The sequence below is a fragment of the Chlorogloeopsis sp. ULAP01 genome (assembly GCF_030381805.1).
Lineage (GTDB): Bacteria > Cyanobacteriota > Cyanobacteriia > Cyanobacteriales > Nostocaceae > Chlorogloeopsis.
Window position 1 is genome coordinate 400,584 of record NZ_JAUDRH010000001.1, and the last position, 13,578, is coordinate 414,161.

Genomic DNA, 13,578 nt, shown 5'->3' on the forward strand with positions numbered 1-13,578 from the left:
ATAATTATGCGTATTACTATTGTCACATGGGGCTCATATGGTGACGTTTTCCCTTACATTTCATTAGCATTGGGATTAAAGCGTGCTGGTCATGAGGTACGACTTGCTACTAATATCGGATTTGAAGAATTGGTTGAAGAATATGGATTAGAGTCTCTTCCAATGGACTGGAATATTAGAGAATATTTCGAGGGATTAGAGATGATTTTTAATTTCCCTCCTTTGGACATGATATTTCTTGGTACAAAACAATTACATAATGGTTTTCTAGCTGAATTATGGCGAGTTTGCCAACAATCAGAAGCAATTATTTTTAATTCTTCAGCTTATCCATGCTATTATATTGCTGAAAAATTAGGTATACCTTGCTACGCAGCCCCTTTACAACCTTACCACCAAACGCGAGCTTTTCCTCATCCTTTTGTGTTCAATGGAAAACCTTTAGGTAATATTTATAATTGGTTTAGCTATTCATTGTTTGATCAAGTTTTTTGGCAATTTATTCGACGACCAATCAATCAATGGCGACAAAAAACGTTAAATCTGCCTCCTCTTCTTAGTGGGAAAGGTGTAATGCATCAAATGCAGCATCAAAAACTACCCTTTCTTTACGCTTATAGTCCTGCTTCTTTGCCCAAACCGTCAGAATGGCCCGAGTCAGTAGATGTTACTGGATATTGGTTTTTAGATAGTCCTAGTAATTGGCAACCACCTCAAGATTTAGTGGATTTTTTAGCAGACGGTTCAGCGCCAGTCTATGTAGGTTTTAGTAACAAGGGAATTGGGGAACCAGAAGCACTGACCAAACTAGTTTTAGAAGCGCTAAAAATATCCGGACAACGAGGTATTTTACTTATTGGAGAAGATTTTATTGATAATGGAAATTTACCTGATTATGTTTTCCCAATAGAATGGATACCTTTTGACTGGTTATTTCCAAAAACAGCAGCAGTTGTACATCATGGTGGTTGTGGAACTGTTCATACTGCTTTACGTGCAGGAGTACCAAATATCATCATTCCTGAGGATTATGACAATGTTTTCTGGGGCTATCGGATAGCGGAGTTAGGTGTAGCTCCTTTGCCAATTCCCAAAAACAAACTATCTGTAAAAAGGTTAGCTGCTGCTATTGAAACTGCTGTCAGCGACCAGAATATGCAAACGCGTGTAGCAGCACTGAGTAAAAAAGTGCAGGCTGAGAATGGTGTGCAGCGAGCTGTAGAAGTTTTTCATAAATATTTACCATCTCAGTTGCTATCACAAGCAAGCAGAAATTGAATTTGTTAATTACAATACCTTCGCCAAAATAAGAGCCTATAAAAATTTTGGCAAAACTGGCAAAATCATTCATATATAAGCGTAAGGCATACAAGATAGTTTGGACTCTCAAAGCCTTTGTCCTACGTGAAATACGCTAAAAAAGCTTTGCGAGAAAGCTGGAAGGAATTTTTAGGGCTGATTGTTTTTGCTCAGCTTCGCAGAAATGGGAGTTTGTACATCAACTTACCCTTATAAATTGGCGAAGGTTTTGTTAATTAAGTAATTTTGGAGTTGGTCAAAAATGCTTACTAGCCCTTCTCGTCCTTGGCAGTTATTAGTAATTTCTGCTCAAACTGAATCAGAACTAACAACTGCTACCGCAAACTTTGCAGATTATTTGAGACAGCATCGTGACTTGAATCTTGCGGATGTTGCTCAAAAATTGCAATGTGAACAACAAACTTTTAAGCATCGGAGGATGATTGTTTGTCGGGATATAGAAGATGTTTTAGTTGCACTTGCAGATCCTAGACGAGTGCTTACCAACATTCAAGCAACAGCAGAACGTCCTGTGGCCTTTATGTTTCCTGGACTTGGCACTCAGTATGTCAACATGGCTGTTGAACTTTACCAAGTTGAACCTGTATTTCGCGCCTGTGTTGATTACTGTTGTGAATTTCTCAAATCCTTGCTCGATCAAGATTTGCGGGATGTAATCTATCCCAATGGAAAACAAGAGCAGCAGTTACCTCAAGAAAATTCTTCCGGTTTGGACTTGCGAAAAATGTTAGGTCGCAGCCAGACACCAACCGATGCAAAAATAGCAACTGCAACATCTTTACTCAATCAAACCCACCTCGCTCAACTAGCCATTTTTGTCATCGAATATGCCTTAGCACAGCTATTAATATCTTGGGGCATTCGTCCCGCAACAATGATTGGTTATAGTATTGGTGAATATGTAGCAGCGACTTTGGCAGGAGTTTTATCTTTAGACGAGGGTTTAAAACTGATTGCTGCTAGAGCGCAGATGATTCAGAAATTACCAAGTGGAGCCATGCTTGCAGTTCCGCTTTCGCCAACAGAGATATCTCCCTTACTCAATGACAAACTCTCACTTTCTGCAGTGAATGGCCTATCTATGGGTGTCATTGCAGGTGAAACCGATGCTATAGAAGTTTTAGAACAACGGTTAACTAAGCAAGGTTTAGCTTGTCGGCGTTTAGAAACTTCTCATGCTTTTCACTCTCATATGATGGAGGGTGCTAGTTCTGACTTACGTAAGTTAGTAACAACGTTTAATCTGCAAGCACCAAAAATTCCTTATATATCCAACGTCACAGGAACTTGGATAACAGCAGCAGAAGCGACGAATCCCGACTATTGGGTTAAACATATGTGTCAACCCGTGTTGTTTGCTCCCGGTATACAAGAGTTATGGAAACAACAATATCCAATTTTGTTGGAAGTAGGCCCTGGACAAACTTTAGGTAGTTTTGCAATGCAATGTATAGAACATAATCCAGCAGTCAGTCAACTTATTTTGCCTTCTCTAAGATATTCCTACGATAGGAAACCAGACTTAGCATTCTTGCTGAAAACATTAGGTAGGCTGTGGTTAACAGGAGTGCAAATAGATTGGGCGGAATTTTATGCTCAGGAGTCTCGTCCTTCTGTTCCTTTATCTGTTTAAACGCAGAATAGCGCGGAGGTTCGCGCAGAGTAGCGCAAAGGTTTTTTCAAAAAGTTAAAACTATGAACATTCAAACAGTAGGTGTTATTGGTGCGGGTGTAATGGGGGTAGGGGTTGCACAAAATCTCGCTCAAACAGGACATCAAGTTATTTTGATAGATATTTCTGAAGATATCCTGGATAAAGCTAAACATGAAATCAGGAATAATATCCGCTTTCAGAGTTTTTTCAAAAAAAGCCACAATACAGAAACTCCAGATAGTGTTTTTGAAAAAATAGAATTTTCAACCAACTATAAAATTTTAGAAAATGCAAATTTTGTAGTTGAAAATGCTACCGAAAAATGGGATATTAAAAAGGAGATATATCCCTTAATAGATTCTATTTGTCCAACAGATTGCGTATTTGCAGCTAACACATCAGCAATTCCCATTACCCGCATTGCTTCAGTTACCAAACGTGCCGATAGAGTCCTTGGTATCCACTTTATGAATCCCGTACCAATGAAGCCGATGGTAGAAATGATTCGTGGATATCACACTTCTGAGAAAACACTTGAGACAGCAAAACAAATGCTGGCTCAGATGGGGAAAGTATGCATCATTGTTAACGATTCACCGGGTTTTGTTTCCAACCGCGTGTTGATGTTAACTATTAACGAAGCTGTTTTTCTCTTGCAAGATCAAGTAGCTACAGCAGAAGATGTAGACAAAATCTTTAAAGGCTGTTTTGGTCATAAAATGGGGCCTTTAGAAACAGCAGATTTGATTGGATTAGACACCATTTTATTTTCTATCGAAGTCCTATACGAAAACTTTAATGATAGTAAATACAGACCATGCCCCTTACTGAAAAAAATGGTAGACGCTGGACTACATGGGAGAAAAAGTGGTAAAGGTTTTTACGCATATCAATAGGAAATAGTAAGATTTATGAACGAAATTCAAACTAAAATTAAAACTTTTTTTGCCAAATTTTTTGGCAATCATGATTTACAACCAGATGAAGATATTTTTGCTCTAGGTTTTGTCAATTCTATGTTTGCCATGCAACTTGTTTTATTCGTAGAGCAAGAATTTAATATTGCTGTTGAGAACGAAGATTTAGAGTTTGAAAATTTCCGCACAATCAACTCTATTGCAAATTTAATTGAACGTAAAACTACTGTAATAATGCATAAATGAATAATTAACATTTATTAAGTCATATAGCAAAGCTAGTTCTTCATTACTTATTATGTTGGGATTTTTATTAAAGTCCGTTCTAAAGACTGTTACTTTTGCTCAGTCAGGCTTACTAATTGGTAGATGTATCTTTCATAAGAAGTCATGAAGAACTGCAAAACTTACAATTACACAAGCTTAAAAGCTAAAAATCTTGGAGTATGTATGCAAATCCAAACTAGTGAATCAATTTTAAAACTCAAAAATCCTAGTAAACAAGAGTTTTCAAACAAGTGGAAAAACTACAAACCTTTCGTAATTGAAGGGGTCGCTAAACATTGGGATGCTTGTCATAAATGGTCTAATGACTATTTGGTACAACAATGTGGAAATAATATAGTTAATATTCAATTTTATGCAGAAGATTTTTTTGATAATTATAGAAAATTTTCTTATGAAGATGGATATGATTATATTAATAAAGACATTCCATATAAAGAGTATATAAATAACTATGTAAATAAAGTTAATCAAAATAATAACTCAGATATAAGATGTTATTTACCTAGTGCAGTTTTTGAAAAAACTTTTCCTGAACTTGTTGCTGATGTAACTTATCCAAAATACTTAAACAGGAAGCCATTAATTAGCTTTTGGCATGGTTTATCTAGTAAAGCTTTTTCTTCGACTACTGTCCTGCACTTTGATGGATTTCATAATCTTTTTGTGCAAATTAGAGGGAAAAAAAGAATACTTTTATTTCCTCCTTCAAATTATTTATCATTCTATCCACCTCTTGAAGATAGTCTTGGTTTAGCAGATTATAGTAAAGTTGATCCGAATTACCCTAATTTGGAGTTATTTCCAAGATTTCCCTGGCAAGACAAAATAGAAGTTATACTTCAACCGGGAGAAATACTCTATATACCACCTTATTGGTGGCATCATGTTACAGCATTAGAAGAAAATATCTCATTATCATTTTTCTACGATGTAATAATTCAAGATTATTTTCAGCAAAAAAATTTGTTATCAGTTTTTTTGAAAATAGCACCTTATTATCTCTATCATGCAATTTCTTCTCCTGATGGTATGTGGACAGCTATTGCTCTGCTTAAATCTTTGATCATACCAGGTAGTTTTACAGAAAGTATTCGGCAGAGAAACTCACAATAGCAAGTATTATTTATGAAATTAGAATTATCGACACAACAAAAAAACGCTCAAGCAGAATTTAGAGCTTTTGTTAACCAGGAAATATTTCCTCATGCTGGGGAATGGGATAGACAAGAATTCACACCAGCAGAACTAATTAAAAAAATAGCTCAACGCGGCTTTCTCGGTGCTATCTTACCCCAAGAATATGGTGGTAAGGGGATGGACATGATTACCTATGGCATTCTTAATGAAGAAATCGGACGAGGATGTTCTTCTATTAGAAGTTTGCTGACAGTTCACAACATGGTTGCTCATGCTTTGTGTAAATGGGGTAATAAGTCTCAAAAAGAGTATTGGCTTCCTAAACTAGCATCTGGAGAAATCATCGCGGCTTTTGCATTAAGCGAACCGAATGTTGGTAGCGATGCTAAAAGTGTGGAAACAACAGCAACGTTAGTTGGTAATGCTTATGTCTTAAATGGGCAAAAAAAATGGATTACCTACGGACAAATAGCAGATGTCTATTTAGTATTTGTTAAATGCGAGGATAAACCTACCGCTTTTTTAGTTGAAAAAAATAGCCCAGGATTCTCAGTCAAACCAATGTCTGGCATTTTAGGCGTTAGAGCTTCAATGTCAGCCGAACTGTATTTTAATAACTGTGAAATTCCTCAAGAAAACTTAGTTGGTAGATTAGGTTTTGGCTTTTCCTACATTGCTGCTTCCGCCCTTGATTATGGTAGATATAGTGTGGCAGCAGGATGTGTCGGTATTGCTCAAGCTTGCTTAGAAGCTTGTATCAAGTATACAAATGAACGAAAACAGTTTGGTGTTTATCTCAAAGAACATCAATTAATTCGCCAAAAAATTACTCAAATGATAACTAACACAAAAGCCGCGAGGCTGTTATGTTATCAAGCTGGTTATCTCAAAGATATTAACGACCCCAACTCGATAATCGAAACTTCTATTGCTAAGTACTTTGCATCTACGGTAGCTACAAAAATAGCCAATGATGCTGTGCAACTTCATGGCGGTAATGGTTGTAGTAGTGAGTACCATGTTGAAAGGTATTTACGCGACTCAAAAATTATGGAAATTATTGAAGGTAGCACTCAAATTCAAGAACTTACCATTGCCGAGTCAGGTTATCAAGATTATCTTTTTGCAACTGTAAGTACTGGGATAGAAAAGAAATTAGCAGAGAGAACTTAATATATGATTAGTACTCAAGAGCAAAATTTAAATAGCAAACAAAAAGATAAAAAAGTTATTAAATGTGTTGTTTGGGATTTAGATAATACCCTATGGCACGGCGTTTTGCTAGAAGATGAGAAAGTCTGTCTGCGAGAAAATATAGCAAATTTGATTGAAACTTTAGATAATCGCGGTATATTACAATCTATAGCTAGTAAAAATGAGTCTAATACAGCAATAGCTAAATTAGAAGAGTTTGGGTTAAAAGAGTATTTTTTATATCCTCAAGTTAATTGGAATTCTAAAGCTGCTTCTATCAAAGAAATTGCTAGGTTACTGAATATTGGTTTGGATGCGATCGCCTTTATCGACGATCAATTATTTGAGTTAGAAGAAGTCAAGTTTTCCTTGCCCGAAATTCTCTGTATCAAGGCAGATGAAATAGAAAATACTTTAGATATGCCTGTCATGAATCCCCGGTTTATTACGGAAGATTCACGAATTAGAAGGTTGATGTATCTGAGCGCTATTGAGCGACAAAATGCGGAGAAGGAATTTGTTGGCACAGCAGATGAATTTTTAGCTACTCTTCAGATGAAGTTCACGATATCTTCTGCTCAAGAAGAAGATTTGCAGCGTGCAGAAGAGTTAACCCTTAGAACTAACCAATTGAATACCACTGGTTATACATATTCCTACGACGAACTGAATCATTTTCGCTGTTCCGAAAATCATAAATTGCTGATTGCAAGTTTAGAAGATAAGTATGGTAGCTACGGAAAGATAGGGTTGGTTTTGATTGAATGTCAGCTTCAGTCATGGACAATTAAGCTGTTGCTAATGTCTTGTCGGGTGATGTCGAGGGGGGTGGGGACAATTATGTTGAATCATGTGATGGGTTTGGCTAAGAAGAATAATGTACGTTTGTTGGCGGAGTTTGTATCAAATGATCGCAACAGAATGATGTATATATCTTATAAGTTTGCTGGGTTTAAGGAAGTTGAGAAGAATGGCGATTTGGTAATTTTTGAAAATGATTTAAGTCGCATTCAAGATGTGCCTGAGTACGTGGATTTTCAAGTAATTGGTTAAACGAACCGCCAAGTCGCCCTTCGGGTTCAGCAGTTCCTCATGGGGGAAACCCCCAAGACCGGACTGCTTCACCAAGAGCACCAAGGAAAAAAAGGTAGTTATTTAAAAGGTTTAATGAGATGAATATTGATAATAATTATGAGTTAATGGAGGGGGTTGCTATTATCGGGATGGCGGGGCGTTTTCCTGGAGCCATCGATATAGAATGTTTTTGGCAGAATTTACAAGATGGGGTGGAGTCGTTATCTTTATTTACAGATGAAGAGTTAATTGCTGCCGGTGTACCTGCGGCGTTGGTAAATGATAGTAATTATGTGAAAGTTGGTGGTGTTTTAGATAATATTGATTTATTTGATGCTGCTTTTTTTGATTTAAATCCGAAGGAAGCGGCAGTTACAGATCCTCAACATCGCCTGTTTTTGGAGTGCGCTTGGTCGGCTTTAGAAAATGCTGGTTATGATTCAACTAAGTGTGACAGCAGAATTGGCGTTTATGCGGGTGCTAGTTTAAATAATTATTTAAATTTTGATTTAAAAAATGACCAATTAGGGTCGGGGGAATCATATCAAAAGTTAATTGGTAATGATAAAGGGTTTCTCTCAACTCGTGTTTCTTATAAATTAAATCTTACCGGGCCAAGTATTACTGTTCAAACAGCTTGTTCTACATCATTAGTTGCTACTACCCTCGCCTACCAAAGTTTACAAAATTATCAATGCGATATGGCTTTGGCGGGAGGGGTTTCTATTCGCTTGCCGCAAGAAACGGGTTATTTCTATGAACCAGGAGGGCCGCTATCTCCTGATGGCCATTGTCATGCTTTTGATGCTAAGGCGCAGGGAACAACTGTTGGTAATGGTGTGGGAGTGGTTGTTCTTAAGCGAGTCAAAGATGCGATCGCAGATGGTGATTGCATATATGCTGTGATTAAAGGCGCTGCTATCAATAACGATGGTGCGATGAAAGTTGGGTATACAGCACCTAGCGTCGATGGACAAGCAGAAGCGATCGCAGAAGCGATAATGTTAGCAGAGGTAGAACCGGAAACTATCAGCTATATTGAAGCCCACGGTAGCGGTACGTCATTGGGCGATCCCATTGAAATTGCCGCGCTGACTAAAGTTTTTCGCGTTAGTACCGAGAAAAAGAATTTCTGCGCCATCGGTTCAGTCAAAACGAATATCGGTCATTTAGATGCAGCCGCCGGAGTTGCAGGGTTAATTAAGACGGCTTTGGCTTTAAAACATCAATTGATTCCACCAAGCCTCAACTTTGAACAGCCTAATCCTGAAATTGATTTTGCCAACAGTCCTTTTTATGTCAACACCAAGCTAAGGGAATGGCAAAGCTCGATTCCGCGGCGTGCTGGTGTAAGTTCTTTAGGAATGGGGGGAACAAATGTCCATCTAGTGCTAGAAGAAGCTCCGATTGTAGAGAGGAGGAGTAGGGGAGCAGAGGAGCAGGGGAGAAAATATCATCTGTTGTTACTCTCTGCGAAAACTGAGTCTGCATTAGCAACTACCGCGCAAAATCTCAGCCAACATCTGACGCTACATCCCGATATTAATCTTGCAGATGTCGCTTATACCTTGCAAGTCGGACGCAGAGACTTTAGTCATCGGCGAATATTGATTTGCTCCGATGTCCAAGACGCAATTCAAAGATTGAATCAGCCAGCATCACAACAAGCTGTAACTCAATTTCAAGAGTCAGGAACTCGTTCCGTTGCTTTCATCTTTCCTGGGATAGATGCGCTGTATGCAGACATGGGCAGAGAACTCTACGACACTGAGTCAGTATTTCGCGCCCAAGTAGATCGGTGCTGCTTAATATTAAGACCGCATTTAGAGTTAGATTTGCGTTCCGTAATTTATCCCAGCGAATCTGAACGAGAAACTGCATTAGAAAAACTCCAACAAACTAGCTTTGCTCAAAGCGCTTTGTTCGTCATTGAATATGCTTTAGCGCAATTGTGGAAGTCCTGGGGTATTTCTCCGCAAGCAATGATTGGACAAGGTGTTGGAGAATATGTCGTTGCGACTTTGGCGGGAGTGTTTTCCCTTGAAGATGCTCTTTTACTTGTAGCGAAAGAGTCTTCTACTAAGTTATTAGAAAAAGTCCAACTCAATCCTCCGAAAATTCCATTCATATCCAATATTAGTGGGACTTGGATTATTCCAACTGAAGCAACAGACTTTAAATATTGGGCACAAATACAGCAACCAACATTTTTTAAGGTAGGAATTGCCGAGTTACTTAAAGATAAACAGCGGATTCTGCTAGAAATTAGTTTCAAAGAAACTTTGAGTAATGCTGAATTACCTGTATCAACTCATCACGAACAGTATTCAGAAATAGCATTTTTACTCAACACATTGGGTCGGTTGTGGATGTTGGGAATCAAGATTGATTGGTCGAGTTTTTATGCTAACGAATGCCGTTATCGTCTTCCTTTACCAACTTATCCCTTTGAGCGTCAGCGTTATTGGATTGAGTCAACAACTTCCCAAGAATCTTTAGAGCTAATATCGGATCATTCTGTTGAAAATAAGCGTTATTCTATTGAGTTAGATGAGTCTAACTCAGAAAAAATTTCATATAAATCATTAGATAAAAAGCCCAATATCGCTGATTGGTTTTATATTCCAGTATGGAAACAATCAAGACCGCTTGAGTTTTTCCAAGCACAAGATCTGAGCGATCAAAAGCTACATTGCTTAGTCTTTGTGGATAACTATGGAGTGGGAACTGAATTTGTCAAACGACTCGAACAACAAAATCAAGATGTCATTACTGTAGAGTTGGGTGAACAATTTAATAAGATTGATGACCGGATATATCGCATCAATCCCCAACAACCAGATAATTATGATGCGTTGCTGAAAGAACTGCAAAATCAGAATTTTAAACTAAATACAATTGCCCATTTTTGGAGCGTTACACCAGATGATATTTCACTCAACAATGAGTATCAAGATATCAGCTTCTATAGTTTATTATTTTTAGCACAAGCAATCGGGAAACAAGATATTTGGGATTTCCTAAAATTGATGGTCGTCACCAGTAACTTACATGATGTAACTGGCGATGAGAATTTATGTCCGCAAAAGGCTACGATATTAGGGTCATGTAAAGTAATTCCTAAAGAATATCGCAATATCAATTGCAGTCTTGTTGATTTAGTAATACCTTCTGCACAAACTTCTTTATCACCCAAAATCATAGATAAATTAGTAGCAGAATTAACACTACAACAAACTAATGAAATAGTTGCTTATCGCGGCTCTCACCGTTGGATACAAACCTTTGATGCAGTTCCTTTAGAAGATGGTATTGCAAGCAAAACTAAGTTAAAAAAAGGTGGAGTTTACTTAATTACTGGTGGACTTGGAGGCATTGGTTTAGTATTAGCAGAGCATTTAGCAAAGACATTCCAAGCTAAATTAATCCTCGTTGGCAGAAAGGGATTACCAAAACGCTCAGAATGGGGACAATGGCTAGGAAATCATGATAGCCAAAATGCTATTAGTCATCAAATTCAAAAAGTGCGATCGCTCTTAAAATTAGGTGCAGAAGTTGAAGTTATAAGTGCCGATGTCACTAATTCCGAACAAATGCAGGCAGTAATTACTCAAGCATTACAAAAATTCGGACAAATTAATGGTGTAATTCATGCGGCTGGTATCCCTGGTGGCGGTGTTAGCCAACTCAAAACGCGGGATATGGCTAACAATGTCTTAGCAGCAAAAGTTCAAGGTACGTTAGTTTTAGAAGAAGTTTTAAAGGTTATAAATTTAGATTTCTTAGTACTTTGTTCGTCCAAAACTTCTATTTTAGGCGAATTTGGACAGATAGATTATTGTGCAGCCAATGCCTTTTTAGATGCTTATGCTTGTTGTAATTATATAGGCGATCGCTTAACAATATCAATCAGTTGGGATACTTGGCAAGAAGTCGGATTTGCAGTAGAAACTGTATTACCAGATAAACTTCAAAAAGAGCGTGCAGAAATTATAAAAAAAGGCATATTACCTCAAGAAGGTATCGATGTTTTTAACCGCATTCTCGCAAGTAATCTGCCTCATATTGTTGTTTCCACTCAAGATTTACCAGAGTTAATTAAGCAAAATAATTCTCCTCATTATTTGCAAGAGCAATTAAAGCTTTTAGATGATAAATTATCTTCAGTCAATCTCTCAAAAGCAAAACATCCTCGCCCTAATTTAGGTAACGATTACATCGCACCCGAAACCGAAATTGAGCAAATCCTTGCTGACATTTGGCAAGAAATTCTGGGAATTGACAAGATAGGTACTTACGACAACTTCTTTGAATTAGGCGGAAATTCTATCAATACAATTCAAATTGCTGCTAAAGCTAACCAAGCAGGTTTGAAATTAACATCTCAACAATTTTTCCACTACCAAACAATTGCTGAATTAGCAACAGATTTATCTATTACTCCAACTATCGAACCCGAAGAGTTAGACAGTACATCAATTCAGCATAGCTTCCTTGAAGAAAATCAGCCCGATGTAAATAATTCCCAGCAGTCTTTATTGCTAGAAATACAGCGAGTGTGTGATGACCCCCATTTGTTAGAAAATATTGAAGACATTTACGAACTCACACCCGTACAAAAAGGGATGCTATTCCACTGTCTTTTTGATAGTGAATTATCCTTATACTTTTTCCAGCATATCTTTACTGTGCGTGGCGAACTGAATATAGAGGCGTTTGAAAAAGCTTGGCAATTAGTAATGGATAGACATCCCATATTACGTACTAGATTTTATTGGGAAGAAGTAGAAAATCCGTTACAAATTGTCTACAAAAAAGTAGAAGTACCCCTGAATTGCTATGATTGGACTAACATCAATTCAGCAGAACAAAAAGCACAGCTGGACTCTTTGATTGTAAGCGATCGCCAAAAAAGTTTTGACTTCTCCCAGCCATGTTTAATGCGTCATACTTTAATTCGCTTTACCAATGACAAGTATCTATATGTGTGGAGTTTTAACCACATCATTATCGATGGTTGGGGTGGTTCATTAGTATTCCAAGAGTTTGTCGAAACTTATGGAACGCTTTGTCAAGGTAAAGAAACCTCTTTTGCACCTACTCGTCTTTTTAGAGACTACATTGATTGGTTGCAACAGCAAGACATATCAAAAGCCGAGAATTTCTGGCGACAAACATTGCAAGGTGTTAAAAAACCAACTCCTCTAACTTACATCGAAAAACTAGAAAAAACTGAGCCATCTTCCACCCAAGAAGTCAAGTATAGTGAAGAGATAATTCAACTACCAACAAAAACTACACAGGCGCTACAGTCCTTTGCCACCCAACATCGTCTTACCCTAGCTACAATCATTAACGGTATCTGGGCTGTTCTTCTGAGTCGTTATACTTGTTGCAACAACGTATTGTATGGCTGCACCGTCACTGGACGACCAACAGATTTGCAGGGAGTAGAATCAATGGTGGGTATGTTTGTTAACACCTTGCCCATCCATGTCAATATCGATACCGAACAACTCTTCTTGTCATGGCTACAGCATTTTCAATTGCAATTAGTTGAAGTCCGCGATTATGAATACTCTCCATTAACAGAAATTCATAAGTGGAGTGAAATTCCCCAAAAACTAACTCTATTTGAAAGTATCGTTGTAGTTGAAAACTTCCCAGTCAGCGAATTTATCCGAGATTGGCAAGGAAATATAGAATTTCAACATACAGAGATATATTACCGAAATAACTATCCTCTGAACTTGGTTGTCTACCCCAATAAAGAGTTACTAATAGCTATTTCCTACGATTCTAGAAGATTTGAGACAGCTACCATTACTAGCATTCTCCAAGATATTGAAATGCTATTGCAAGGATTGATCACTAATCCCCACTTCCAAATTAAAAACTTACCCTTGCTGACACCAGAACAACAAGAGACTGCTGCAATCTTAGAAAAACAAGCAACATTTGATTGGTCTTTTGCTGCATACAGTTAAATTTGAA

General features: G+C 37.6%; 7 protein-coding genes and 1 pseudogene. All 8 read left to right on the forward strand.

Annotated features, from left to right (window positions below; genetic code table 11):
* Positions 1-6: 6 nt before the first annotated feature.
* The 8 genes and pseudogenes from QUB80_RS01840 to QUB80_RS01875 all read left to right on the forward strand — a co-directional run bounded on the left by QUB80_RS01840 (position 7) and on the right by QUB80_RS01875 (position 13,571).
* Entirely contained in the window at positions 7-1,278 is a 1,272-nt protein-coding gene (locus QUB80_RS01840; RefSeq protein WP_289787785.1) for a glycosyltransferase, read from the forward strand.
* A 283-nt stretch (positions 1,279-1,561) separates the two neighbouring features.
* On the forward strand, positions 1,562-2,953 hold the full coding sequence (locus QUB80_RS01845) for an acyltransferase domain-containing protein (protein ID WP_289787786.1): 1,392 nt from the start codon (positions 1,562-1,564) through the stop codon (positions 2,951-2,953).
* A gap of 44 nt (positions 2,954-2,997) precedes the next feature.
* Positions 2,998-3,870 (forward strand): annotated as a pseudogene (locus QUB80_RS01850) (3-hydroxyacyl-CoA dehydrogenase family protein); the annotation flags it as partial.
* A 15-nt stretch (positions 3,871-3,885) separates the two neighbouring features.
* On the forward strand, positions 3,886-4,137 hold the full coding sequence (locus QUB80_RS01855; RefSeq protein ID WP_289787788.1) for an acyl carrier protein: 252 nt from the start codon (positions 3,886-3,888) through the stop codon (positions 4,135-4,137).
* A gap of 144 nt (positions 4,138-4,281) precedes the next feature.
* A complete protein-coding gene (locus tag QUB80_RS01860; RefSeq protein WP_289787789.1) occupies positions 4,282-5,292 on the forward strand; it encodes a cupin-like domain-containing protein in 1,011 nt (336 codons plus the stop codon).
* 12 nt (positions 5,293-5,304) lie between these two features.
* Positions 5,305-6,489 (forward strand): acyl-CoA dehydrogenase family protein, encoded by a 1,185-nt coding sequence (locus QUB80_RS01865; RefSeq protein ID WP_289787790.1) that lies wholly within the window; start codon positions 5,305-5,307, stop codon positions 6,487-6,489.
* A gap of 3 nt (positions 6,490-6,492) precedes the next feature.
* Positions 6,493-7,563 carry an HAD-IIIC family phosphatase gene (locus tag QUB80_RS01870; protein ID WP_289787791.1) on the forward strand — a complete coding sequence of 357 codons (1,071 nt, stop codon included), beginning with the start codon at positions 6,493-6,495 and terminating at the stop codon, positions 7,561-7,563.
* 119 nt (positions 7,564-7,682) lie between these two features.
* On the forward strand, positions 7,683-13,571 hold the full coding sequence (locus tag QUB80_RS01875; protein ID WP_289787792.1) for a type I polyketide synthase: 5,889 nt from the start codon (positions 7,683-7,685) through the stop codon (positions 13,569-13,571).
* Positions 13,572-13,578 lie beyond the last annotated feature (7 nt).